Annotated in this window: 25 protein-coding genes; 19 read left to right on the top strand and 6 right to left on the bottom strand. The window is 64.0% G+C overall.

Annotated features, from left to right (window positions below):
* Positions 1–152 precede the first annotated feature (152 nt).
* Positions 153–950 carry an IclR family transcriptional regulator gene (locus QJT82_RS34545; protein ID WP_028342370.1) on the top strand — a complete coding sequence of 266 codons (798 nt, stop codon included), beginning with the start codon at positions 153–155 and terminating at the stop codon, positions 948–950.
* On the opposite strand, the gene QJT82_RS34540 is transcribed toward QJT82_RS34545, so the two are convergent.
* Positions 926–1,849 carry a 2-dehydropantoate 2-reductase gene (locus QJT82_RS34540; protein WP_259245180.1) on the bottom strand — a complete coding sequence of 308 codons (924 nt, stop codon included), beginning with the start codon at positions 1,847–1,849 and terminating at the stop codon, positions 926–928. The two genes, QJT82_RS34545 and QJT82_RS34540, sit on opposite strands and share 25 nt — an antisense overlap.
* Before the next feature lie 198 nt (positions 1,850–2,047).
* On the opposite strand from QJT82_RS34540, the gene QJT82_RS34535 reads away from it, so the two are divergent.
* Positions 2,048–2,863 (top strand): ABC transporter ATP-binding protein, encoded by an 816-nt coding sequence (locus QJT82_RS34535; RefSeq protein WP_028342372.1) that lies wholly within the window; start codon positions 2,048–2,050, stop codon positions 2,861–2,863.
* Positions 2,863–3,648, top strand: coding sequence for an ABC transporter permease (locus QJT82_RS34530; RefSeq protein WP_028342373.1), 786 nt, complete (start codon positions 2,863–2,865; stop codon positions 3,646–3,648). Before QJT82_RS34535 ends, QJT82_RS34530 begins: the two co-directional genes overlap by 1 nt.
* A 450-nt stretch (positions 3,649–4,098) precedes the next feature.
* On the opposite strand, the gene QJT82_RS34525 is transcribed toward QJT82_RS34530, so the two are convergent.
* A complete protein-coding gene (locus QJT82_RS34525; protein WP_028342374.1) occupies positions 4,099–4,947 on the bottom strand; it encodes a helix-turn-helix transcriptional regulator in 849 nt (282 codons plus the stop codon).
* Between the two features lie 92 nt (positions 4,948–5,039).
* Here QJT82_RS34525 and QJT82_RS34520 point away from each other — a divergent pair, with 92 nt between their 5' ends.
* Positions 5,040–5,924 (top strand): SDR family oxidoreductase, encoded by an 885-nt coding sequence (locus QJT82_RS34520; protein WP_028342375.1) that lies wholly within the window; start codon positions 5,040–5,042, stop codon positions 5,922–5,924.
* Between the two features lie 114 nt (positions 5,925–6,038).
* On the opposite strand, the gene QJT82_RS34515 is transcribed toward QJT82_RS34520, so the two are convergent.
* A complete protein-coding gene (locus tag QJT82_RS34515; RefSeq protein ID WP_028342376.1) occupies positions 6,039–7,364 on the bottom strand; it encodes a 4Fe-4S binding protein in 1,326 nt (441 codons plus the stop codon).
* 298 nt (positions 7,365–7,662) lie between these two features.
* A complete protein-coding gene (locus tag QJT82_RS34510; RefSeq protein WP_028342377.1) occupies positions 7,663–8,112 on the bottom strand; it encodes a cupin domain-containing protein in 450 nt (149 codons plus the stop codon).
* A 182-nt stretch (positions 8,113–8,294) separates the two neighbouring features.
* Here QJT82_RS34510 and QJT82_RS34505 point away from each other — a divergent pair, with 182 nt between their 5' ends.
* The 10 genes from QJT82_RS34505 to QJT82_RS34460 all read left to right on the top strand — a co-directional run bounded on the left by QJT82_RS34505 (position 8,295) and on the right by QJT82_RS34460 (position 18,042).
* Entirely contained in the window at positions 8,295–9,320 is a 1,026-nt protein-coding gene (locus QJT82_RS34505) for an ABC transporter substrate-binding protein (protein ID WP_028342378.1), read from the top strand.
* A gap of 12 nt (positions 9,321–9,332) precedes the next feature.
* Positions 9,333–10,034, top strand: a complete 702-nt coding sequence (locus tag QJT82_RS34500; RefSeq protein ID WP_028342379.1) for a hypothetical protein — start codon at positions 9,333–9,335, stop codon at positions 10,032–10,034.
* A gap of 15 nt (positions 10,035–10,049) precedes the next feature.
* Complete coding sequence (locus QJT82_RS34495) at positions 10,050–10,814, top strand: substrate-binding domain-containing protein (protein ID WP_028342380.1); 765 nt, start codon at positions 10,050–10,052, stop codon at positions 10,812–10,814.
* Positions 10,815–10,990: 176 nt separating this feature from the next.
* Positions 10,991–12,301, top strand: coding sequence for an ABC transporter substrate-binding protein (locus QJT82_RS34490; RefSeq protein WP_028342381.1), 1,311 nt, complete (start codon positions 10,991–10,993; stop codon positions 12,299–12,301).
* A 22-nt stretch (positions 12,302–12,323) separates the two neighbouring features.
* Positions 12,324–13,097 carry an ABC transporter ATP-binding protein gene (locus QJT82_RS34485; protein WP_018272977.1) on the top strand — a complete coding sequence of 258 codons (774 nt, stop codon included), beginning with the start codon at positions 12,324–12,326 and terminating at the stop codon, positions 13,095–13,097.
* Positions 13,098–13,101: 4 nt separating this feature from the next.
* Positions 13,102–13,806 carry an ABC transporter ATP-binding protein gene (locus tag QJT82_RS34480; RefSeq protein ID WP_028342382.1) on the top strand — a complete coding sequence of 235 codons (705 nt, stop codon included), beginning with the start codon at positions 13,102–13,104 and terminating at the stop codon, positions 13,804–13,806.
* 185 nt (positions 13,807–13,991) lie between these two features.
* Positions 13,992–14,873, top strand: coding sequence for a branched-chain amino acid ABC transporter permease (locus tag QJT82_RS34475; RefSeq protein ID WP_028342383.1), 882 nt, complete (start codon positions 13,992–13,994; stop codon positions 14,871–14,873).
* The gene (locus QJT82_RS34470; protein ID WP_028342384.1) at positions 14,870–15,880 is read left to right on the top strand and encodes a branched-chain amino acid ABC transporter permease; all 1,011 of its coding nucleotides are present in this window, start codon (positions 14,870–14,872) and stop codon (positions 15,878–15,880) included. The genes QJT82_RS34475 and QJT82_RS34470 overlap by 4 nt, the downstream gene beginning before the upstream one ends.
* Positions 15,846–16,787: a polyphosphate kinase 2 family protein gene (locus QJT82_RS34465; protein WP_028342385.1), complete on the top strand. Its 942-nt coding sequence runs from the start codon at positions 15,846–15,848 to the stop codon at positions 16,785–16,787. Before QJT82_RS34470 ends, QJT82_RS34465 begins: the two co-directional genes overlap by 35 nt.
* Positions 16,788–16,989: 202 nt before the next feature.
* Complete coding sequence (locus QJT82_RS34460; protein ID WP_196238197.1) at positions 16,990–18,042, top strand: phosphatase PAP2 family protein; 1,053 nt, start codon at positions 16,990–16,992, stop codon at positions 18,040–18,042.
* 71 nt (positions 18,043–18,113) lie between these two features.
* On the opposite strand, the gene QJT82_RS34455 is transcribed toward QJT82_RS34460, so the two are convergent.
* Entirely contained in the window at positions 18,114–18,551 is a 438-nt protein-coding gene (locus QJT82_RS34455) for a nuclear transport factor 2 family protein (RefSeq protein WP_028342387.1), read from the bottom strand.
* 125 nt (positions 18,552–18,676) lie between these two features.
* On the opposite strand from QJT82_RS34455, the gene QJT82_RS34450 reads away from it, so the two are divergent.
* Positions 18,677–19,246, top strand: coding sequence for an Ada metal-binding domain-containing protein (locus QJT82_RS34450; RefSeq protein ID WP_028342388.1), 570 nt, complete (start codon positions 18,677–18,679; stop codon positions 19,244–19,246).
* 131 nt (positions 19,247–19,377) lie between these two features.
* Here QJT82_RS34450 and QJT82_RS34445 read toward each other — a convergent pair whose 3' ends face one another.
* Entirely contained in the window at positions 19,378–19,665 is a 288-nt protein-coding gene (locus QJT82_RS34445; protein ID WP_196238198.1) for a hypothetical protein, read from the bottom strand.
* Between QJT82_RS34445 and QJT82_RS34440 the strand changes: the two genes are divergently transcribed.
* The 4 genes from QJT82_RS34440 (at position 19,664) to QJT82_RS34425 (ending at position 25,254) form a co-directional block, all read left to right on the top strand.
* The gene (locus QJT82_RS34440; protein ID WP_028342389.1) at positions 19,664–21,223 is read left to right on the top strand and encodes a 2-isopropylmalate synthase; all 1,560 of its coding nucleotides are present in this window, start codon (positions 19,664–19,666) and stop codon (positions 21,221–21,223) included. The two genes, QJT82_RS34445 and QJT82_RS34440, sit on opposite strands and share 2 nt — an antisense overlap.
* Before the next feature lie 284 nt (positions 21,224–21,507).
* The gene (locus tag QJT82_RS34435; protein WP_028342391.1) at positions 21,508–22,497 is read left to right on the top strand and encodes a LysR substrate-binding domain-containing protein; all 990 of its coding nucleotides are present in this window, start codon (positions 21,508–21,510) and stop codon (positions 22,495–22,497) included.
* Positions 22,498–22,723: 226 nt separating this feature from the next.
* Entirely contained in the window at positions 22,724–24,337 is a 1,614-nt protein-coding gene (locus QJT82_RS34430) for a hypothetical protein (protein ID WP_051447976.1), read from the top strand.
* A gap of 278 nt (positions 24,338–24,615) precedes the next feature.
* Positions 24,616–25,254, top strand: coding sequence for an HD domain-containing protein (locus QJT82_RS34425; protein ID WP_028342392.1), 639 nt, complete (start codon positions 24,616–24,618; stop codon positions 25,252–25,254).

Below are 25,254 nucleotides of genomic sequence, written 5' to 3'. Positions count from 1 at the left end.
CGTCTGTCTGCAGCAATTCCAATCCTCCCGTCGATTTTCATATGTCCATCTAGTGGACATTATTCTCATAATTTGAGATAGTATCCGCGCGGGCCGATTGGTCAAGCGCGCTGGATGCAGCGCGCCCCTGCCGAATTTGCGGATGTGGACGGATGGCAAAGAAACCGAAGGCGGAAGTTCAGGACGCGGAGCAGGGGGCGTCAGGCGTGCGGGCGGTCGACCGCGCCATCGCGATCCTGCAATGCTTCACGCCGGATCAGCCGACGATGAGCGTGATCGAGATCCAGAAGCGGGTCGGGCTGAGCCGGCCGACGTTGTATCGCCTGCTGCAGACGCTGGCGCAGCGCGACCTGATCCAGGCCGAAGGCGATCCGCAGCGCTTCCGGCTGTCGCACGGCGTGATGAAGCTGGCCCATGTCTGGCTGAACGGCCTCGAGGTGGTCGCGATCGCGCGCCCGGTCGTCGAGGGCCTGCGCGAGGCAACCGGCGAGACCGCAGCGCTGTTCCGCGAACAGGATGATCGCGGCATCTGCATCCTCGAATGCGAGAGCCGTCACGTGCTCTCGATCAGCCGCGGCGTCGGCCACAGTCTAAGCCTGATCCAGGGATCGACCGGCAAGGCGATGCTGGCCTTCATGGATCCGAAGCGGCAGGCCGCGCTTCTTGCCAGCATTGCAAAGAGCGCGGATCGCGCGCGGCTCGAGGACGCGCTGACCTTTGCGCGGCGCAACGGCTATGCGACCAGCCATGGCGAGATCTTTGCCGGCGCGGTCGCCGTCTCCGCGCCGTGTTTCGATCACCGCGGCGAGGTCGTCGGTTCGGTCGGCCTCTACGGACCGAGTGCGCGCATCGACGAGCGGAAGCTATTGGAATATTCAAAGCTGGTGCGCGAGGCGGGCCGGCAGATTTCGGTTCTGCTGGGCTATCAGGACGGCGCGCCCATCGCGTAGGGTTTCAATACCGCATAGAGCATGTCGTGCGTCGGCGTCGGGACGCCGAGCTTGCGGCCGAGTTCGACCACCTTGCCGTTCAGCCATGGCAGTTCGAGCCGGTTGCCACGCTCGAGATCGAGCGCCATCGAGGCCTTCATCGCCGGCGGCGCGTGTCCGATGAAATCGAGCACTTTCGTCAGTGCATCCGGCGGCAGCTTGATGCCGCTGGCGTGGGCGATGGCGATGATCTCCTCGCAGGCCGACACGAAGAGCGGGCGCAAGTCGGGATCGTCGCGCAGCTTGCCGATCGGCAGCCTGGTGACCGCGGTCATGCCGGCATTGGTGGCGAGGCCGACGAACTTCATCCAGAGCTCGGTATTGATCTGCTCGCTCAAGGTCGCATCGAACCCTGCTTTCAGGCAGAGATCGAGCAGCGCCTTGCCGCGCGGCGTGATGCGGCCGTCGAGCTCACCGAAGATCATCCGCATGAAGGTGCCGACCTGGTTGATGACGCCAGGCTTGATGATCGAGGCCGAGATCTGCGCCACGCCGCCCATCACGGCGTTGCGTCCCAGGATCGGGACCAGCCTGTCGGGCGCGTCGATGCCGTTCTGCAGCGGGATCACCGCCGTGTCGGGGCCGACCATCGGCCTGATGTGCTGGCCGGCGCTTTCGACGTCCCACAGCTTGACACAGAACAGCACGATATCGACCGGGCCGACGCTTGCCGGATCGTCGGTCGCCTGGGTCGGTACCAGATGGGTTTCGCCGCGGCCGCCCTGAACCTTCAGCCCTTCGCTGCGCATGGCGGCCAAATGAGCGCCGCGCGCGATAAAGGTGACGTCGGCTCCGGCATGCGCGAGCGCCGCACCAAAGCCGCCCCCGACGCCTCCGGCGCCCACCACTGCGATCCGCATGATTGTCTCCCTGTCCGTCGCTTTGGGTCGCAGCCTCGACGATGTCGGCGCAATGCGCAACCCGGTTGCGCAATTGCGCAACCCAGCCTGTCTGAAAATCACGTGACCGCAGCCTTGTTTGCTACGCCATCTTCCTGCGTTGACTTGCCCGCCCGAACCGCTAAGCCATTTCGGAAAGTTTGGGAGGAATGCGTGACGATGACGGAGCCGACGGCGGTCGCGCTTGACAATGCGACGGTGGCGTTTCGGTTGGCGGATGGACGCGTCTATACCGCGGTCGAGCAGGCCAATCTTTCGGTTGATCATGGCGAGTACGTCGCCATTGTCGGTCCGACCGGATGCGGGAAGTCGACGCTGCTTAACGTCACGGCCGGGCTGCTCAAGCCCGCGGCCGGAACGGCAAGGATCTTCGACAAGCCGCTGAGCGGCCTCAACCGTGATGCCGGCTACCTGTTCCAGGCCGATGCACTGTTCCCCTGGAAGACCGCGATCGACAATGTCGCGATCGGGCTCGAGATATCCGGCACGCCGCGCGCCGAGGCGCTCGCGCGCGCGCAGAAATGGCTGACCTCGGTCGGGCTCGGCGCCTTCGCCAATCGCTATCCGCACATGCTGTCGGGCGGCCAGCGCAAGCGCGTTGCGCTGGCGCAGGTCCTGATCCGCGATCCGAAGATCCTCCTGATGGACGAGCCGTTCGGTCCGCTCGACGCCCAGACCCGGCAAATCATGGGCAATCTGCTGCTGGAATTGTGGAGCGCCGACCGCAAGGCGGTGCTGTTCGTCACCCACGATCTCGAGGAAGCGATCGCGCTGGCCGATCGCGTCGTGATCATGTCGGCCGGCCCCAGCGCGCGCATCATCGGCGACTGGCGCATCACGCTGCCGCGACCGCGCGACATCGCCGAGATCCGGATGGAGAAGGATTTCCATGCCCTGCACCGCGAGATCTGGGGCGTGCTGAAGGACGAGGTGATGAAGGGCTATGTCCAGTCGACGCAGGCGGGAGCCGCCTGATGTCGCGCGTCGCGTTGCTGTCCCTGCAGGTTCTGGTCGCTGTCGTCACACTGGTAATGTGGCAGCTCTTCTCCACCGTGCCGGTGTTCGGCAAGGTGCTGCTGCCGCCGTTCTTCTTCTCCAATCCGGTCGACGTCTTCAGCCAAATTGTAAAGTGGTTCTCGACCGGGGTGATCTGGAAGCATCTCGCGATCACGCTGTGGGAATCCATCCTGGCCTTCGTGATCGGCTCGGCCGGCGGCATCCTGGTCGGCTTCTGGTTTGCGCGGCAACCGCGCGTCGCCGCGGTGTTCGATCCCTATGTGAAGATGGTCAACGCGCTGCCGCGCGTGGTGCTGGCGCCGATCTTCGCGCTGTGGTTCGGGCTCGGCGTCTGGTCCAAGGTCGCGCTCGGCGTGACCCTGGTGTTCTTCATCGTGTTCTTCAATGTCTACCAAGGCGTCAAGGAAGTGCCGACCACGGTGCTCGACAATGGCCGCATGCTCGGCATGAACGAGCGGCAGCTGATGCGCCACGTCTACTGGCCCTCGGCGCTGTCATGGATGTTCTCCTCGCTGCACACCTCGGTCGGCTTTGCGGTGGTCGGCGCGGTGGTCGGCGAATATCTCGGCTCCGCCGCCGGCCTCGGCTACCTGATCCAGCAGGCCGAGGGCGTGTTCGACGTCGCCGGCGTGTTCGCGGGCATGTTCGTGCTGTCGGCCTTCGTCATCCTGATCGACATGGGCGTGACTGCGGTTGAGAAGCGGCTGCTGGTGTGGCGGCCGACGGCGGTGACGCGGGACTAACCGTCATTGCAATCAAGGAGGCCGCCTCCGTTGGCGGCCTCGACGCGTTCTGAGTGCGAAACCGTCAGGTCTTGTATCCCTGGCTGTGGCACCACCACGAAATGCCATTGGTATCGTGGCCAAACTTGAGCAGGGATTCCCTGCATTCGTTGAAGTTGTGGAAACGTTTGACGCCCTCTGGCCAGCAAACCACCGGCGTAGGATTAGGCCAACTGCTGGAGACGGAGCAGGGTGCTCCCGAGGCTGCCTGCTTAGCGAGTGCGGGTTTATTCCCAGCATTTGCGGGGGCGATCGACAAGATCGCGACAGCTAGGCCCGCGAGGAGTGACGTGGCTTTCATGGCTATCTTCTCCCAAATCCCACCGTTGGGTCGGTGGTGGGCGACTATATCTGAGGTCGTGTCAGGCAAGCGACTCAATTTGCGTTTCGGTTTGTGGGGGCGCGCGACGATCACGCGCGTTCGTGCGCCGGCGCCGCCTCCATCAGCCCGCGGATCTTCTCCGTCATCTCCGGATCAACAGGATTGTAGACGATCATGCTGAGGTCGGGCCGGCCGTCGACCGCGAATGCCGAATATTCGAACTTGACCGGGCCCAGGATCGGATGCCGGAGCTGCTTGACGCCTTCGCCGTGTGTTCGCACGTCGTTGTCGCGCCACAGCGCCGCGAATTCCGGACTGAGCCGGCAGAGCTCGTCGACGAACGGCTGCACCTCGGCAGCGGCGCCGGCACGCGCTGCGTCGACCCTGAAGGCGCCGACCACGAAGCGCGCCACGCTGGCCCAGTCATGTTGTGCGGCGCGGACGCGCGGATCGAGGAACATGAAGCGCAGCACGTTGCGCTCGCGCGGCGGCAGCGATCCGTAGTCCGTCAGCATCACGGTAGCGGCCCGGTTCCAGGCGACGATATCCCAGGTCGCGGTGCGTATCACGGCGGGGCGCGGCTCCAGCGCGTCGAGCACGCGCTGCAGCCGGGGGGTGACGCCTTCGCTCTTCTGGTAGCGCACCTCGGGCGTGCGGCCGAGGCCGAGCAGGAACAGATGCTCGCGCTCGACATCGGTCAGCATCAGCGCCCGCGCGATGCGGTCGAGCACATCGGCCGAGGGCGCGCCGCCGCGGCCCTGTTCGAGCCAAGTGTACCAGGTCGCCCTGATGTTGGCGCGCTGCGCCACCTCTTCGCGGCGCAGGCCCGGCGTGCGCCGCCGCTCCGGCGGAAAGCCGAACACGGCCGGATCGAGCTTGCTGCGGCGGTCCTTCAGGTAGGCGCCGAGCAGGTTCTCTTGCGCGAGCGGTTCGCTCATCCTGTTAGCTATTATACCATGATAAAGTCACTACTTTAACAGGATAGCGCGCAGGGCCAGATTTGTCTCCAACGAAACCTGGAGACTTCCTCATGCGTGTGTTCGTCACTGGTGCCACCGGATTCATCGGCACTCCCGTCGTCAAGGACCTGATCGCCGCCGGACATCAGGTTCTTGGCATGGCCCGTTCGGACGAAGGGGCGAACGCGATTTCTGCCGTTGGTGCGGAGGCTCTTCGCGGCTCGCTCGAGGACCTTGATAGCTTGCGCAAGGGGGCAAGCGTTTCGGATGCTGTCATTCACCTCGGCTTCGTTCACGACTGGTCCAATTTCGCGAAGAGTTGCGAGATCGACCGCCGCGCCATCGAAGCCCTGGGTTCTGTTCTGGCTGGATCGGACAGGCCATTGATCGTAACCGGGGGCTTGGCAGGATTGGCCAAACCCGGCCGGATCGCGACTGAGAACCAAACGATATCGCCGGATTTCCCATTTCCCCGCGTGTCGGAACAGACGGCCCTGTCGCTGAAGGGCGCCCGCGCGTCGGCTATGCGTCTTCCCCAGGTCCACGATCCTGTCAGGCAGGGTCTCATCACCCCATTGATCGCGGTGTACCGCGAAAAGGGCGTGTGCGCCTATCTCGGCGACGGGCAAAATCGTTGGCCGGCGGCGCATGTTCTCGACGTGGCGCGCCTCTACCGGCTGGCCATCGAAAAGGCTGAGCCGAACGCAAGGTATCACGCCGTCGCCGAAGAGGGGGTCTCGATGCGCGATATTGCCGAAACGATCGGACGGCGGCTGAAGCTGCCGGTCAAATCCATCGCCCCGCAAGAGGCGCAAGCCTTCTTTGGCTGGCTCGGCACGTTCGCGGCATACGACATGGCGGCCTCCAGCGAGCAGACGCGCAGGAAGCTTGGATGGCAACCGACCGGGCCGGGGTTGATTGCCGATCTCGAACAGCTGGTCTATTCCGCCCAGTAAGAAGCAGCGCAGTGGGATGCGTAGAATGGGTTAGCCGAAGGCGTAACCCACCATTTCTCCGCGGGTGAGCAGAGTTGGCGGGTTACGCTTCGCTAACCCGCCCTACGCAGCCGATCACAGCGGGAAGCATCGCATGTAGGCCGCAAACAGCTTCTCATCGCTGTAGCTCACCAGCTTTGCGTCGATCGCGTCCGCAAGTTCGAGGTCACGATTCTGGATGCGCAGCCATGCCTGCGAGTCAGCGGTGATGGTCAGAGCCGCCTCTCCGACATGCCGTCCCGGCACGACCTGGAGATCCTTGCCCTTGATCGCAACAGTCATATCGAGCGCACTCGCACCGGTGAAGCGCAGATGCGTCGCGAAATCCAGGCCTCGGGCCCGGCCGCGCTGGAATCCGAGCGAGAGCGAGAAGATATGGGCCTGCAGGCTGCCGGTATGGCGGCCGGACGTGACATGCTGAAGCTTCTTGTGCGGAAAGCGCCGCGTCACCGTGTCCTCGGCGTCGGTATCCGGGATCACGTAGACGAACTCGTCCTTGTCGATCAGCGGCTGCACCACATCGGCGAAATGGCCGTCGCGATCGCGCAGGAAGGGGCCGATCACGTCTTCGCCGGCCGGGCAGGCCGAGATGCAATAGGCCGCCTTGTAGCCCGGCTTGAACGACAGCGATTGCCAGATGTTCAACGTCTCGGTGCGGGGAACGCGGGCGCGATAATCCCTCGCGTCCTTTGCATCCGCGACCTTCTCCACCCACTGCGAGAAGTTGCCGAGAAAGTCGTGATAATTGTGGGTGTGGCAGGACAGGAAGTCGAAGCCGCCGTCCGGCTTGATGGCACCGACCGGGCAGGCGGCGACGCACAATTTGCACTCCAGGCACGGATTGTAGTCGATCGGGTGGTCATGGGCGTCGACCTCGCATCCGAGCAGGATGGTGCCGAGCAGGACGAAGCTGCCGAATTTCGGATGGATCACGCTGCGATGGATTCCCATGCGGCCGAGACCGGCTTCCACCGCGATCGGCTTGTGCTGGACCATCATGATCCTGGGCAGGTCCATCTCCATCGGGAACGCGGCAACCGAGTTGCAGGCCGGGATGCCGTGCTCGTCGAGCGCGCGAACGATGGCACGCGCGGTTTCGTTGACGTGATCGTAGGTGCTGTGGAATTCCTCGTTGGCGACCGAGCGCGAGGGCGAGCGCACCGGCTCGCGGTTCATGTGGCAGACGATCGCGAGCAGCGAGCGCGTCCGGCCATAGACCTTGCGAATGAAGTCCCGCTGCGGCGCGATGGCGGCCCGTTCGAACTCGATGATGCCGACATCATCGGCTCCGCATCGTCGCGCGATGTCCTTGATCAGTTCCGATGAAACCGGGACGTCGCGGACCGGTTCGCTGCTGCGCGCGCGCACGGTCCTGACCGTGGGGTGATCGTCCAGGCTCATGGTTCCTGCTCTTTATAAATGACGATCGTCATATTATGGAGTGAGCGGACGCGGGGCAAGTGAATTATCTGTCAAGCGTCGTGTCATGGAACCCGGCAGTTGTGCGCCTGACAAATATGCTATGCGTCGATTGAGCCCTGCAAGCTCCGTCATCCTGAGGTGCGAGCGGAGCGAGCCTCGAAGGATGAATCGGCCCGGCTGGTGGCCGTCGACCCTTCGAGGGCCGCTGAAGAAGCGGCCGCCTCAGGGTGACGATGCTTGTATGACCCTTCTCGCGATGACGGCGAACGGGCCGTAATCAATCCAGCAGCTTGGTATCGTCCGGCGCCTGCGGCGGCGTCTTGATCGCGATGGCCTTGATGGCGCGGCCGTTGGGCTTGGTGCCACCATGCGGCGTGCCCTTCGGGATCACGATCAGGTCACCCGGCTTCACCGTCACTTCCTTGTCGCCGAGCCAGACCGTGCCGGTGCCTTCGAGGACGAACTGCATCTCGTTGGTGTTGGGATGCATGTGCTTCGGCACATTGCCGTCCTGGATCGAGACGGTGGCGCCGTCGGCGGCGACGAACATCTTGGAACGGAAGCCGACCTTGTTGGCGTCGCCGAGCTTGTCGCCCTCCATCTCGCCGGTGTGGATGACCTGCGCCGTGATGTTCTCGGCGGCGAGTGCCGGCCGCAGCAAATGGGTGACGCCACAGCCCGTGGCAAAAGCGGCAGCGATCGACAGCGCGGTTGCAATACGATTCATGAAGACCTCCCTTGATATTTCCCCTGAAGTATTCTTGGTGCTTCTAGCTTTGGCGCTTCTTCGGCGTTTTCTTGTAGCCAAGATGCTATGCCGCACCCGCAGGCTTGACCAGCTGTCGGAAAGTCGCCTTCTCAAGGCCTCCCGGCTCCTCTATCTTGCCGGCCAGTCGAACGGAGGACGTCATGAACAAACTGCTTGGCAAGCTTGCCGGAACGCTGCTGGCGCTGACCCTGTCCACGGGCCTTGCCGCGGCGCAAAGCAAGATCACCATCGCGGTCGGGGGCGGCGCCTGCCTGTGCTATCTGCCCACCGTGCTGGCCAAGCAGCTTGGCGAATATGACAAGGCCGCGCTTGCGGTCGAACTGGTCGACCTCAAGGGCGGCTCGGACGCGCTCAAGGCCGTGCTCGGCGGCAGCGCCGACGTCGTCTCCGGCTATTTCGACCACTGCGTCAATCTCGCGGCCAAGAAGCAGGAGCTGCAGGCCTTCGTGGTCTATGATCGCTATCCCGGCCTCGTGCTGGTGGTCTCGCCGAAGCACACCGGCGAGATCAACTCGATCAAGGATCTTGCCGGCAAGAAGGTCGGCGTCAGCGCGCCGGGTTCCTCGACCGACTTCTTCCTGAAATATCTCTTGAAGAAGAACGGCCTCGATCCGGCCGGCACCGCCGTGATCGGCGTCGGTCTCGGCGCGACGGCGGTCGCGGCGATGGAGCAGGGCCAGATCGACGCTGCCGTGATGCTCGATCCTGCCGTCACCGTGCTGCAGGGCAGCTACAAGGATCTCAAGATCCTCAGCGACACCCGCACCCAGCACGACACGCTTGCGGTGTTCGGCGGCGAATATCCCGGCGGCGCGCTGTATTCGACCGCGGCCTGGGTCAACGGCCACGAGAAGGAGGTGCAGGCGCTGACCAACGCAATCATGGCAACGCTGGCCTGGATCCATTCGCATTCGCCCGAAGACATCATGGCCAAGATGCCGGACGAGATCGTCGGCAAGGACAGGGCGCAGTATCTCGCGGCGCTGAAGAACACGATCCCGATGTATTCCGAGACCGGCAAGATGGACCCTAAGGGCGCGGAAGCCGTGCTCGCGGTGTTCAGCGAAGGGTCACCCGATGTGGCGAAGGCCGGCATCGACGTCACCAAGACCTACACCAACAAGTTCGTCGATCAGGTCAAGAAGACCACCGGAAACGCGAAGTAAACACGTTCAGATATGCAGTCTCCGCTCATTTGTCGTGTCACCGCGCTCGACCTCGCCTTGCAGCGGCGTCCTTGGCCGTTTGCGGACCAGCGGCGCGTCGAGATTGACGCGCATTTCGCCGAGCAGCAGCGGCTGAACCCGAACCTGTGGAACGGCCGCGTGCTGCTCGGACGCGATCCGGTCTTCGCCGGCGAACGGCTCAGCGCGAGCTATTTCGAGACCGATTTCGCCAGCTTCCTCGCCTGGCGCGACTGGGGCTTTCCGGACAGCGAGGTGTTCAACGGTTTCGGCATGGGGGCGCTGCTCGCCAGCGACGGCGCCTTCGTGTGCGGGGTGATGGGCGAGCAGACCGCGAATGCCGGACGTATCTATTTCCCGTCAGGGACGCCCGATCTCGACGATATCAGGGGCGAGACGGTGGATATCGCCGGCAGCGTGATGCGCGAACTCGAGGAGGAGACGGGACTGTTGCCGTCGGATTGCCGCGGCGACGCCGACTGGCACTGCATCTACACCGGGCCTGCGCTTGCGATGATGCAGATCCTGCGCGTCGATATGCCCGGTGACGCGCTGCGTGCGCGGATCGAGGCCAATCTCGCATGCCAGGCAAATCCCGAGCTTGCCGGCATCTATCTGGTGCGCAGCCGCGCCGATCTCACTCCCGCAATGCCGCGTTTCGTCACCGCGTTCATCGAGACGCAGCTGCCGGCCTAGGCAAAGGAATGCGCAATGATCGAGCAAGCCACCGCTGCCGCTGCATTGACACCGGCAATCGCCGATGGCGCCAAAACGATCAAGGTCATCATTTCGGGTGGATTCGCCGCGGTCTACCGCGACGTGCTGCCTGAATTCGAGCGAAGCACGGGCATCAGGGTGGAGACTGGATCTGGCGCGTCGGAGGGCACCGGTCCGAAGACGATCAGGCACCAGCTTGCGCACGGCACCAAAGCGGACGTGGTTATACTTTCGCGCGAGGGACTTCGAAGTCTGACCGAAGACGGCCGAATTCGTGCGGGGTCGGAAGCAGGACTGGCGACGGCACCTTTGGCCGCGGCGGTTCGAGCAGGCTCTCGCAAGCCGGACATCGGCAATGATGTCGCGCTCAGGAAAGCCTTGATCGAGGCCGGCGAGGTGGTGGCGCCGAGCAGCACGAGCGGACAGTACGTCCGCGACAAGGTTTTCCCCAGGCTGAACTTGCCGGACACGGTCAGGCTCACCCTCGAGGCGCGCGGAACCGAGGCGGCCGAAGCGCTGAGAGCAGGCAAGGCAAATCTCTCGATCGGTCCGACCAGCGAACTGGTTCAGGAGAGCGGCATCGAAGTTGTCGGTCTGCTGCCGTCGGATCTCCAGCTGGTCCAGACCTTCACGGCCGCGATCGTCAGCGACGCGCAGGCGCCGGAAGCAGCCAAGCGCCTGATCGATTTTCTTTCCCTGGACAGCGATATTTTGCTCGCGGCCATCAAACGGGCCGGCATGGAACGGCCCCGCGGATAAATTGCCGCCGCCAACCGCACGCCCGAGCACCGTGCGTCGGCAGCGTTCCGCCGAAACTTTGCGCAAGCCTGCGCGGTGCGGACGCAGCCATCGCGCTTGACATCATCGGCCGCTCCCCCTGTGATAGGGCGGCACGACAACAAAAAATGCAGTGCACAATCTCTGGGGAGGGATTCATGCCGGTCAGGAGGGCTGCCCGCTGGCTTGCGGGTCTATCTGTCGCGCTTGCGGCGCTTGGTGTGGCCAATGCAGCGCATGCGCAGGACAAGAAGATCAAGATCGGCGTGATCTTTGATTTGACCGGTCCGCTGGCCGGCGGCGGCTCCGAGCTGCAATACACCGGCGTCAAGATCATGCTCGACCATTACGCCAAGACCGGCGTCGAGGGTTACAAGGTCGAGGCCGTCTATGCCGACGCGCAGAGCAAGCCCGACATCGCGATCAACGAGGCCGTCCGCCTGCTCGAACAGGAGAAGGTCGACATGGTAATGGGCTTCTTCTCCTCGGCGCAATGCGTGCCGGTGTCGGCGCGGGTCGAGCAGATGAAGAGGTTCATGTGGATCACGACTTGCATTTCCTCCGGCGTGTTCGACGGCAAGAACTACAAATACGTGTTCCGTCCGCAGGCCGCCGGCAACCAGTACGGCATGATGACGACCGACTTCATCGCGCAATACTCCATGTCCAAGTTCGGCAAGGAACCGAAGGACCTCCGCGTCGCCATCATCCATGAGGACGGCGCCTATGGCGTCGACGTCTCCAAGGGCAATGAGGCCGGTGCCAAGAAGGCCGGCTTCAACATCGTGCTCAAGGAGGGCTATTCGGCGACCGCGCCCGATCTGTCGGCGCTGGTCACGAAGCTGAAGCGCGCAAAGCCCGACGTGATCTTCCACACCGGCTACAATCCGGACATTACCCTGTTGTTCCGCCAGGCCCGCGAGCAGGGGCTGAAGTTCGGCGCCATCGTCGGCCACGGCGCGGGCTACGGCGTCTACGAGAAGCTGAAGGAAGGCCTCGGCGCCGACGCCAACTATCTGTTCAACACCGACCCGATCTCGATCTGGCTTGCCAACCAGAAGAGCATGGATCCCAAGCTGCCGCCGGTCATCAAGATGGTCGGCGAGGAGTTTGACCGGCTGAAGCCCGGCGTGCCGATCCGTTCCGCCCATGTCGGCATCGGCGCGGCCAACGCCTATGTCTTCCTCGACGACGTCTTGCCGCGCGCGATCAAGAAGTATGGCGGCGTCGATCCGGATGCGCTGCGCAAGGCCGCGCTCGACACCGACATACCCGAGGGCGGCACCATGCTCGGCTACGGCGTGAAGTTCTACGGCGAGGGAGAGCAGTATGCCGGGCAGAACGCGCGCTCGTTCCCGGTGGTGCTGCAATATATCGACGACAAATCCTATGTGGTGTGGCCGAAGAGCCAGATGCAGCGCGAGACCGAGCTGCCGCTGCCGGCCGGCACCACCTACAGCTACAAATAGCTCGCTCGCGAAGGGAACTGCCGTGCTCGCCGTGGAAGGCCTGGTCAAGCGGTTTGGCGGCTTTCGTGCCGTCAACAACGTGTCGTTCCGCGTCGAGCAGGGCGAGATCCTCGGTCTGATCGGCCCGAACGGCTCGGGCAAGAGCACGATCTTCAACATGCTCTCGGGCACCTTGCCGCCGACCTCCGGCTCGATCCTGTTCGACGGACACGAGATCGCGGGGCTCGCCCCGCACCGGATCATCAACCGTGGCATCGGCCGTACCTTCCAGATCCCGCGGCCGTTCCATCGCCTCAGCATCTTCGAGAACGTCGTGCTCGCCGGGTTCTACGGCCAGGGCCGCCACAGCCGCGGCAAGGCCGAGGAGGCCGCCGAGCGGGCGCTTGCGATGGTCGGCCTGCCGACCGATCGCAACGCCAGCGTCGAGGGCCTCGGCGCCGCCGGGTTGAAGAAGCTCGAGCTCGCCAAGGCGCTCGCCACCGGCCCGAAGCTGTTGCTCGCGGACGAGAGCCTTGGCGGTCTCGACGAGGCCGAGATGGACCAGGCCGCCGACATGCTGCGCCGGATCCGCGACGAGCTCGGCATCACCATCATCTGGGTCGAGCACATCATGGGCGTATTGATGCGCGTGGTCGATCGCGTGATGGTGCTCGATCACGGCGAGAAGATCGCCGAGGGCCTGCCGGCCGATGTCGCCGGCGACGCAAAAGTGATCGAGGTCTATCTCGGCACCGATGCGGATGCGAGCCTCGCGGCCGCGGCGGCAGCCCAGGCGCGGCGCCGGATCGGGGCGTGAGCGCATGCTGGAATTGAAATCGATCGACGCGGGCTATGGCAGCTTCCAAGCGCTGTTCGACGTCAGCCTCGACGTCAAGGCGGGCGAGGCTGTCGGCGTGATCGGCCCGAACGGCGCCGGCAAGACCACCTTGATGCGGGTGATCTCCGGGTTGATCCGACCGATCAGGGGCACGATCGCGATGGAAGACGCCGACGTCGTCGCGACGCCCCCACATCGCATCGTCAGCCTCGGGATCGCGCATGTGCCGGAAAATCGCCGGCTGTTTCCGCGGCTCACCGTCGCCGATAACCTGAAGATGGGCGCCTTCATGCCCGGCGCCCGCGCGCATTACGCCGAGCGGCTCGAGTTCGTGTTCGAGCTGTTTCCGCGCATGAAGGAGCGCCAGCACCAGATGGCCGGGACGATGTCGGGCGGCGAGCAGCAGATGTGCGCGATCGGCCGTGCGCTGATGTCGAACCCGAAACTGCTGCTGCTCGACGAGCCGTCGGCCGGGCTCGCGCCGGTCGTGGTGCAGCAGGTGTTCGAGCTGGTCAAGCGCATCCGCGCCAGCGGCCTGACGGTCCTGATCGTCGAGCAGAACGTGCAGCAGGTGCTGCGCGTGGTCGACCGCGCCTATCTGCTGGAAGCCGGCAGCATCCGCGCCGCCGGGTCAGCGGCGGAGCTCGCGGCGAGCGACACCATCAAGCAGGCGTATTTGGGGGTGTGAGGATGATGATCGTGGACCGGGCTAGCACCCTTGCACATTCTGCCGTCATCCTGAGGTGCGCGCTCTTGCGCGCCTCGAAGGATGGACGCAGCCCGTGGCCCATCCTTCGAGGCTCGCTGCGCTCGCACCTCAGGATGACGGCGGTGCTAGGTCAGCTAGCTGTCACAGTCTAGGGCGCAATGGCCATGCAGTCCTTCTTCGACATCTTCGACATCTACCTGCTGGAGGCCGTCATCAACGGCATCCTGCTCGGCGGCGTGCTGGCGCTGCTCGCGCTCGGGCTCAACTTGATCTTCGGCGTCATCGACGTCACCTGGATCTGCTACGCCGAGCTCGTGATGATCGGGATGTACGGCATGTACTATCTCGTGCAGGTTTTTCACTTGCCATACTGGGCCGCCGCGCCGCTCGTGATCCTGCTGGTGGCGCTGCTCGGCGCCGCACTGCATTTCTTCGTGATCGCGCCGCTCCTGACTGCGCCGCCGATCAACCAGCTGCTCGCCACCGGCGGTGTGCTGTTCATCCTGCAGAGCTTTGCCACCGTCGCCTTCGGCATCGACTTCCGCAATCTCGGCATCCGCCTGCCGGTGCTCGCGCTCGGCGAGATGAATTTCAGCTACGCGCGATTGCTGTCGTTCGGCGCCGCGCTGCTCGGCATGATCGGCGTCTATCTGTTCCTGACCCGCACCTTCACCGGCACAGCGATCCGCGCCATCGCGCAGGACCGCCAGATCATGCCGCTGATGGGCGTCGATCCCAAGCGCATCTATCTCGTCACCTCGGCGATCGGCGGCGGGCTCGCCGGGCTCGCCGCCTGCCTGCTGGTGCTGCAATATGACGTGCATCCGTTCGTCGGCCTGTCGTTCGGGCCGATCACCTTCCTGATCTGCGTGCTCGGCGGGCTCGGCAATTTCATCGGCGGCTTCATCGCCGCCTTCGTGTTCGCCGAGATCATCTCGCTCGGCGGCCTGTTCTCCGATCTCGAATGGGGTTACGTGCTGGCCTTTGCCTTCTTCATCGTCATGATGTTCATCCGGCCGGCGGGCCTCCTGGCGAGGCGCTCGTGAACAGGCAAGCCGCCGGCTGGATCATCGCGCTGATCGCGCTCGTCGCGGTGCCTTTCGTGCATCGCGATCCCTATCATCTGCACGTGCTGGTGCTGATCCTGATCTGGTCGTTCGCCTACACCTCGTGGTCGATCATGGGGCGCTTCGGCCTGGTTTCGCTCGGCCATGGCGGCTTCATGGGCATCGGCGCCTATGTCACCGCGCTGCTGTGGAACCACCTTGGCGTGTCGCCCTGGATCGGCATTCCCCTCAGCATGGCGACCGCGGGCGTGCTCGCGCTCGTCGTCGCCTATCCCTGCTTCCGCTTCCGCATCACCGGGCATTATTTCGTGCTGGTGACCCTGGCGCTGTCGGGCATCGTGCTGCAGGTCATCACCGCGACCCGCGACTATACCGGCGGCTCGCTCGGCTACACGCCGCAGCGCGCGCCGAGCGGCAAGGGGCTGCTCGCGCTGCAATTCGACGACAAGACCACCTGGTATCTGATCGCGCTCGCGGTCTGGGTCTTGGGCCTCGTGATCTGGCGCGCGATCGATCGCAGCATGATCCGCCATGCCATGGAGGCGATCTCGGAGGACGAGGATGCCGCCGCCGCGGCCGGCGTCAACGTCACCGCCGAGAAGCTCAAGATCACCCTGATCAGCGCACTGATGACCGCGCTGTCGGGCGCGCTCTACTGCCAGTACCAGATGTTCATCTCGCCCGACACGGTGAGCGGCATCGCGGTCTCCTTGCAGATGGTGTTCGCGGCGATCGTCGGCGGCGTCTATGTCGCGCTGGGACCGACGGTCGGCGCCGTCATCACCATCGTGCTGGCCGAGGTGCTGCGCATCTCTTTCGGCACCAAGGCGGTCGGCTGGGACAATCTGGTCTATGGCGTGCTGCTGGTGCTGTTCATCATCTTCCTGCCCAAGGGCATTCTTGGTAGCGTGATCGACCGGATCAAGTCGTCACGCAAGCCGTCGAGAAGCCATGAGCAACAAACCGTCCCCATCGCTCGCCGATGAACTGAAGCCCTTCGTCGCGCCGTTCCGCTTCGACGGGTCGGGCGAATTTCACCTCAAATCGTATCCGACCGCCGAGAAGGGCGGCATCGACAAGGACGCCGGCGGCAAGATCATCGAGGCCAACCGCAAGCGGCTCAACGATTTCCAGGAGAAGCTCTACGCCCAGGACCGCTGGTCGCTGCTGCTGATCTTCCAGGGCATGGATGCCGCCGGCAAGGATTCTGCGATCAAGAGCGTGTTCGAGGGCGTCAATCCGCAGGGCTGCGAGGTTTCCTCCTTCAAGCAGCCGTCGACCAGGGAGCTCGACCACGACTTCATGTGGCGCGCGATGATCGCGCTGCCGGAGCGCGGCCGCATCGGCATTTTCAACCGTTCCTATTACGAGGAGTGCCTGGTGGTGCGGGTGCATCCCGAGGTGCTCGACAAGCAGAAGATTCCGAAGCGCCTCGTCAGCAAGGACATCTGGCGCGAGCGCTTCGAGGACATTGCGGCGATCGAGCGCTATCTGTCGCGCAACGGCACCGTAATCCTGAAATTCTTCCTCAACGTCTCCAAGGAGGAGCAGCGCCAGCGCTTCCTCGACCGGCTCGAGGAGCCGGCCAAGAACTGGAAGTTCTCGATGGCCGACGTCGCCGAGCGCAAGCTGTGGGCCAAATATCAGGCCGCCTATCAGGACATGATCCATCACACCGCGACCGGGCAGGCGCCCTGGCACATCGTGCCGGCCGACCACAAATGGTTCGCCCGCGTCGTGATCGGCTCGACCATCGTCAACGCGCTCGACAAGCTCGACCTGAAATTCCCCGAGGTGGACAAGGCCGACTTAAGCGAATTCAAGCGCGTCCGCGCGGCGCTGGAGACGGAAGGCAAGGGGGCGGAGAAGAAGGCCGCGACGGCGAGGAAATAGGGCGCGGAGAAGCTGGATGACATCCCGCGGTCCCGCGACGTGAGCAGACCGCGGGCTCTCGCTCCCTTTGCGGCGTGGGAGGCGTCCCACCCGCCGGAGCCGTCCTTATGTGCGCGTCTGGCGTCCGCAGTCTCGCGGGCAATCTATCGCAAGGTGACGCGTTGTCGGCCGCATGCGGATATTCCCCGCTCAAACCGGCCGCATGCAAGGTAATATTAATGAATTGACGCAACATGAGGGCATGGCAACCGCAGATTTAGCGACAGGCAATCACAACGTGAATGATGACGCGCTGAGGGGCGTGCTCTGGGCGCCCGTCCTGCTATTCTTGGCCGGTTGTTTTGCCGCCTTCCATTGGTCCGGCTTCAGGCACGTCGACGTCGATTGGGATGGGTATGGCAAGGTAGCCGCGATCGTTCTCAGCATCTACCTCGTGGCAAAGGGACTGCGCATCCAATTCGTTCAATTGTTCATAAATACCTGGTCGCAGAATATCATCGTGGCGATCGCTGCAACGATGTTGACCTATGCGGCAGCGACGGTCGGCCGTCCCCTGGTTGATGCTCAGCTTCTGCGTGCCGATCAATTGATGGGCTACGACTGGAGGACCTATGCGGGCCTGTTCGCTGGTTCGGACATGATGGCCCGCATCGTGACCGAGGCCTATAACTCCATTTTCCTTCTTCCCCATCTCGTAATCCTGGTGCTGGCCGTGACGGGGAGAATCCAAACGCTCGAAAAATTCATCCTGGCGGCGATCATATCGCTAACCATCACCATTGCAGTTTTCGCCTTGTTGCCCGCCACCACGGCATGGACCCATCTGCACGTCAGCGATACGGAAGTGTCTTCGTTCCGGAATTTGCCTCTGACCTCCGAGGGCTGGATCGACGATCTGATCCGGATCCGCGACGGGAGCCTCAGGAGCCTGCGCAATTTTCATGGCCAGGGACTGATCGCGTTTCCAAGCTTTCACTGTACCGCGGCCTTGATCCTGATCTGGGCATGCTGGAACGTTCGATGGCTTCGCATTCCGATGACGCTGGCAAATCTGGCCATGATACTGGCGACGCCCATCGTCGGCGGTCACTACGTGGTGGACTTGATCGGCGGTCTGGTGGTCACGATCGTGTCTGTGATCCTCGCCGGTTGGCTTCATGCCTGGATGTTGCGCCATGTGACCATGTTCCGGCGCGGGGCGTGGGCGATGATTCCAGCGGCTCATCGAGGTGAGCCCCGCGCGGAAGTGCGGTGAGCGGGCCGCTCAGGCTCCCTCTCTCGCAAGGAGAAGGGAGCGCCGGCGTCTCCGTGACATGAACGCGGACCTCATGCCGCGGCTTCTCCGAACACCATCTGCCAGCTCTTGCGCGTGTCCATGTATTCCCGCACCTGCTTGATACGGCCGGCCTCGACCACGAACACGAAGCAGTAGTCATTGTCGTAGGGCCGGCCGCCCGGCAGCGTCGCGCGCATGCGCTCCTCGACGATGACGCTGTCACCGTCGGCATGAACGGCACGGAACGCGATGTCGATCTCGGAGAACAGGCGGTGCATCTCGGTTGAGATGAAGCGGGCGATCGCGTCAGCGCCGATCATGTGGTCGGCGTGATCGAGCGCGACCGCGGTGGCGTTGCGGGCGGGCGCGATCCATTCGGCATCCGGTGCGAACAGCGCGGCGATCAGCTTGGCGTCGCGGGTCCTGAAAGTCTGCCAGGCGTTGAGGACAATTTGCTTACTGGTTTCCCTGGCTGTCGGGTTGGTCATGGCGATGTCTCCGGTTTGATCGATCGGATCGATCTAGTTCAGCGCTGCGGGTCGCGCTGGCCGGAATCGGACCTCATCACCTCGGGCCACTTTCCTTGACCGCGCGATGCGCTAGACTCCGCCTCATGCTCAGCTTCGATGCCTGCAACGCTGCGCGACTGCGGCGCGACGCGCGCTACGACGGCCGCTTCTTCACGGCGGTGAAGACCACGCGGATCTATTGCCGGCCGGTCTGTCCGGTGAAGCATCCGCTGCCGCGCAACGTCACTTATTACCCGACCGCCGCTGCGGCCGAGGCGGCCGGCTATCGGCCGTGCCTGCGCTGCCGTCCCGAGACCGCGCCGTTCTGTCCGGCCTGGAACGGCACGCGCTCCACGGTTGCGCGTGCGCTGAAGCTGATCGACGGCGGCGCGCTGGAGCGCGGCTCGGTCGCAGCACTGGCCGACCGGCTCGGCATCACCGCGCGCCACCTCGCCCGGCTGTTCGAGCGCCATGTCGGCGCCAGCCCGCAACAAGTCGCGACCACGCGCCGCGTGCAGCGCGCCAAGCGCCTGATCGACACCACCAACGACGCGATGACCGCGATCGCCTTCCGCGCCGGCTTCGGCAGCGTCCGCCGTTTCAACGCCGCCTTCGCTGACCTCTACGGCCGCTCCCCGTCGAGCCTGCGCGCGTCTTCGCGCGGCCGGAGGTGAGGGGACGAGAAAGGGGTGCGCCTAGCCATGCGGGAACGTTAGGTCAACCCACCTGACCATCTTTACCCATTGCGGCGGCTTGCCATAATCGTCTAGAACGACGGCGCACAGCGCGTCCCGGCAACCAACCGTCAATGGTTTTGTCCGAGGATTTTGGCGCTCAACAGGGTCTGGCAATGCTGATTCGCGGCCAAATTGATGGGATCTTTGGGGAGGTGGCCGAGGCTACCGCCACGATCCCTGCCGCAGCGCCCACCCTGCTTATTGGCGGCCTTCTTCTTACCTGCCCCTGAGGGCCGGCTGGGCGTTTGCGCCTGGGCACTCAGGGGTTTGTACGAGATCACCGAACCCTGATATCGCCCAAGTAATTGCTCAAGGAGCAACATGACGGGCGCAAAGCTTAAAGGAATTTCTAACATGGCCACCGCGAACAAGTCCGAGAAGGACCGCGTCATCATTTTCGACACCACCTTGCGCGACGGCGAGCAGTGCCCCGGCGCCACCATGACATTCGAGGAGAAGCTCGAGGTCGCCGAGCTGCTGGACGACATGGGCGTCGACGTCATCGAGGCCGGCTTCCCGATCACCTCGGAAGGCGATTTCCAGGCGGTCAGCGAGATCGCCCGCCGCTCCAAGAACGCGGTGATCGCGGGCCTGTCCCGTGCCCATCCGGCCGACATCGACCGCTGCGCCGAAGCCGTGAAGTTCGCCCGCCGCGGCCGCGTCCACACCGTGATCGCGACCTCGCCGCTGCATATGCGGGTGAAGTTGAACAAGACCCCCGAGGAGGTCATCGAGACCTCGGTCGCGATGGTCGCCCGCGCCCGCAACCAGATCGACGACGTCGAATGGTCGGCCGAGGACGGCACCCGCAGCGAGATGGACTATCTGTGCCGGATCGTCGAAGCGGTGATCAAGGCCGGCGCCACTACGGTGAACATTCCCGACACCGTCGGCTACACGGTGCCGGATGAATACACCCACTTCATGCGCACGCTGATCGAGCGTGTGCCGAATTCCGACAAGGCGATCTTCTCGGTGCATTGCCACAACGACCTCGGCATGGCGGTCGCGAACTCGCTGGCCGGCGTTGTCGGTGGTGCGCGGCAGGTCGAGTGCACCGTCAACGGCATCGGCGAGCGCGCCGGCAATGCCGCGCTGGAAGAGATCGTGATGGCGATCAATGTGCGGAACGACAAATTTCCGTTCTGGAACAAGATCGACACCACGCAACTCACCCGCGCCTCGAAGGTGGTGTCCGCGGCCACCTCGTTTCCGGTGCAGTACAACAAGGCAATCGTCGGCCGTAACGCGTTCGCGCATGAGAGCGGCATCCATCAGGACGGCGTGCTGAAGGACGCCTCGACCTACGAGATCATGCGGCCCGAGATGGTCGGCCTGAAGCAGTCCTCGCTGGTGCTCGGCAAGCATTCCGGCCGCCACGCCTTCATCCACAAGCTGGAGGAGATGGGCTACAAGCTCGGCGCCAACCAGCTGGAGGATGCTTTTACGCGGATGAAGGCGCTGGCCGACCGCAAGAAGGACATCTACGACGAGGACATCGAGGCGCTGGTTGACCAGGAGATGGCGGCCGCCCACGACCGCATCAAGCTGACCTCGCTGACCGTGATCGCCGGCACCCATGGCCCGCAGCGCGCGACCATGAAGCTCGACGTCGACGGCCAGATCAAGATCGAGGAAGCCGAGGGCAACGGCCCGGTCGACGCCGTCTTCAACTGCATCAAGCGCCTGGTGCCGCACGAGGCCAAGCTGGAACTCTATCAGGTGCATGCGGTGACCGAAGGCACCGACGCGCAGGCCGAAGTCTCGGTGCGTCTGGCCCATGAAGGTCGCTCGATGACCGCCCGCGCCGCCGATCCGGACACGCTGGTCGCCTCCGCAAAGGCCTATCTCGGCGCGCTGAACAAGATCGTGATGAAGCGCCAGCGCGACGTGCCGGCCAAGGCCGCGGGCTGATAGGCGTGAGCAAAGGATTCGGAAACGCGGCGCTTCGGCGCCGCGTTTTTGTTAGGGGTCCATCCAACCCGTCATCCCCGCGCAAAGGCGAAGCCCTTGCGCGGGGATGACGGTGAGGAACTGCGCTCGTAATGACAGCTGCAGTCGGCTGGTTGGGATAAAAACCGCCCAACTCGACCATTGTTGGAATCCTATCCCAACAATCCCCTCCATCCCGCACTGCTTTGGAATCTTCCGCGCCATCTCCAGCGCTACGCTGCGTTCTTTCCCGGGGAACGCCGTCCATGCCGATCTCCTCCATCGTGACAGGCCTTCCGCGCGCCGCCACGCCGGCGGAGACCGCGCTGACGCGCCGGGTCGACCTGACAACGCTTCGCCTGTTCGTCGCGGTCTGCGACGAGCAGAACCTCACCCGCGCCGCGCAGCGCGAGGGGATCGCGGCGTCGGCGGTGTCGAAACGGATGAACGATTTCGAGCTGGCATTCGGCGTCACGCTGTTCAAGCGGCTCGCCAAGGGCATGGCGCTGACGCCGGCCGGCGAGGCGCTGCTGCACCACGCCCGGGTGACGCTGCTCAATGTCGAGAAGATCGCGGTCGAGCTGTCGGAATATTCGCAAGGCGTGCGCGGCCATGTCCGCATGCTCGCCAATCTCTCTGCGATCGTGCAATACCTGCCTGAGGATCTCTCCGCCTTCTTCGCCGCGCATGAATTGCTCCGCGTCGATCTGCAGGAGCGGCCGAGCGGGCAGGTGGTGCGCGGCATCGAGGAGGGCGCAGCCGAGATCGGCATCTGCTCGGCCGAGGCCGACAGCCGCGCGCTCGAGGCCTTCCATTATCGCTACGACAATCTGGTGGTGGTGATGCGCGCCGACCATCGGCTGGCCGGCCGCGAGACATTGCTGTTCACCGAGACCCTCGATTTCGACCATATCGGCTTGCACACCGCGAGCTCGATCTATCTGCGCTCGCAATATGCGGCGACGCAAGCCGGCAAGGCGATGCGGCTGCGCATCAATGTGCCCGGCTTTGATGCGGTCTGCCGCATGGTGCAGGCGAATATGGGACTCGGGCTGATCCCCGACCGCGCCTTCGAGGTGGTCGGCGCCGGGATGGGCCTTCGCGCCATCCCGCTGCGCGACGATTGGGGGCGGCGCGAACTGAAGATCGTGACCCGCGACACCGCGCATCTGTCGGCAACCAGCCGCCTGATGCTGGACTATCTGCGGGCGATCGAAACGGATCGGGTCGGCCGGGTTGGCGGACGGGCCAGCTAAGCGATCAACGCTAAACGTTTGCGCGGCGATCATGCTCGAACCATGAGCCAAGGCCCGATGACGATCCGATCCGATCTCATCGCCCTTTAGCGTCCGCATCGGCGGGCACGCGAGCTACGCGATTTCCGGAATGTGAACATGAGCTGCGGCGATCTGTCACACGAGTGTTGCGATCGGCCCCGTATGAGGAACCCATTCCAATTTTCAAAGAATGGGGGGTCTTCGCATGTTCAAATCAATCGCCAAATCGCAAACAACTCCGGAAACATTTCGCCGCGCCATTGTCCGGCGCCTGATCGCGGGCACGGCGCTCTCACCGGTGCTGTTTGCGGTCCATCCGGCACTGTCGCAGACCGCGGGCAATCCGCACGAATTGCTGGTCAGCACCGCGGTCTACGCGGGCAACCCATCGACCGTCACCATAGGCCAGACGCTGCCGACCGGCGCGACGGCTGTGGCCGACGGCAGCTATCCGGGGGTCTTCAACAACGTGGCCGTCGATTCGAACTTCGGCGTGACCGCGCCGGTGGTGATCAAGAAATTTCATCTGGAAGGCCGTCGGCTGCGCGAAATCGGCGCGCTGACCGTCCCGGCGGACGTGGCGGTGACGAGCTTCAGCTCCAAGTCTGAACTGTCGCTGCATTTGTCGCCCGACGGCAAGGCCGTGACGTTTATGGGCTACGATGCGGCAGTCAACCAGCTGGACGTCTCCAACTCCAACTCGCCGAACCACGTCGACCCCACCAATCCGGACACCGGCGTGCATGCGCGCGTGGTCGCGGAGCTGGATTTCGACGGCTCGCTGCACCGGACCAAGGTCAACGTCTATAGCGGCGACAATGGCCGCGGCGCGATCCGCGCCAACAAAATCAATGGCACCCAGGCCGACCAGTATTTCACGGTCGGCAATGCCGGCAACGGCACCCAGCCGGTGCTTGTCGTCAATGACACCGGTGTGCAACTCGCAACGCCCGGTGTCGATGGTTCCGATGCCGTGGTTGGCGTGCAGCAGGGCACGCCCGGCAGCAAGAATGGCTTCCAGTTCGGCTTCTCGGTTGCCCAGCTTGGCTTTGCCGCTGACAAGTCCGGCAAGGACGATAATTTCCGCGGTCTCGCGATCTCCGACAACACGCTCTACGTCACCAAAGGCAGCGGCAGCAACGGCATCAACACGATCTATCAGGTCGGCCAGCCGGGCGTGCTGCCGACCCGCGAGACCGCCGCCTCGACGGCGTTCAGCATTCTTCCGGGCTTCCCGAGCAATCCCTCGGCAAATTCGGGCGCGAACGGCTTCTATCCCTTTGGCATCTGGTTCGCCAACGCGACGACGCTCTATGTCGCCCAGGAAGGTGACGGCCAACTGGCCGACGCCGCCACGTCACCGACCGCAGGCCTTCAGAAGTGGGTTTATGCCAACGGCAGCTGGAGCCTTGCCTACACGCTGCAGAAGGGCCTGAACCTCGGCGCGCTCTATCATGTCAACGGCTATCCCACCGATCCGGCAACCGGCGGGCTGCGCAACATCACCGGCCGCGTCAACCGCGACGGCACCGCGACGATTTTTGCGGTGACGTCGACCGTGGGCAACTCGGTCGAGCCCGGCGCCGATCCGAATCAGGTCGTCGCCATCACGGACAGGGTCGCGGCGACGACGCTTCCGGCGAACGAAGCCTTTGACGTCGTTGTGCCGCCGGCGTTCGGCACGGTCTATCGCGGCGTGTCGTTCGCTCCCGTCAATTGCGATGGCGATCACGGCCGGATGAAGGACAACGGCCGCGGCCACGACAAGGACTCGCAGGACGACGTCTGCGGTCCGACCCGGATCGCAGCGGGGCATTGATCGCCGGCAGCCGGCGGAGCCTGTGCCGGCTGCTTCCGGTCAGGCTTCGCCTGGATCAGGCCAGGCGCGATCGGCTGAGCTCGATCGCGCCTTCCGTATTGCACCAGCCTCACGATCTCCCTGCAGAATCTTCATGGCGCGGGGGCCTTCCGGTTGCCGCTTTGCGGGTTAGGTAGTGGATACGATTCACTGCAGCGAGTGCCGGCGCGCATGAATCGCGACGCCGTTGGCCGTCCAGCGCATGCATCCGGCAGGCTACACAGGGCAGGAGTGCGATGATGGCGGACACGATTTCCGGCATTCGAATCCCGGACAGCAAGATCGCGCGGGAGGCCGCCGAGCTGGTGCGGCAATACGAAACCGAAATGTTGTTCAATCACTCGGTCCGGGTGTTCGTGTTCGGCGCGCTCAAGGGCGTCAGGCAAAATCTGAAGTTCGACCCTGAACTGCTCTATGTTGCTGCGCTGTTTCATGATCTCGGCCTTGTCGATCACTTCCATACCGAGACCAAACGGTTTGAGCTCGACGGCGCCGATGCGGCGCGCAAGTTTCTCAGGAGCCACGGCATCGCCGAGCCGAAGGCGGACCTGGTGTGGGAAGCGATCGCCTTGCACACCACGCCCGGCATTCCGCAATACATGCGCCCGGAAATCGCGCTCACCAATGCGGGCGTATTGGTCGATGCCGTCGGCGTCGGTTACGATGACTATACGGCCGAGCAGCGCGACTGCGTCCTTGCCGCGTTTCCCCGCGGCGATTTCAAGAACGAGTTCATCGAGGTTCAGACCTGCTCGGCCCTGAAGAAGCCGCAGACCACGTTCGGCACCGTCAATTTCGACTTCGTCGCGGAGCGCGATCCCGGCTTTCACCGGCCGAATGCCTGCACCCGGATCCGCAACACGCCGTGGCCGAGCTGA

The organism is Bradyrhizobium sp. Mp19 (assembly GCF_029952935.1).
Lineage (GTDB): Bacteria > Pseudomonadota > Alphaproteobacteria > Rhizobiales > Xanthobacteraceae > Bradyrhizobium > Bradyrhizobium elkanii.
The sequence above is the reverse complement of the archived record's forward strand: the minus strand, read 5'-3'. Positions and strand labels throughout refer to the sequence as shown.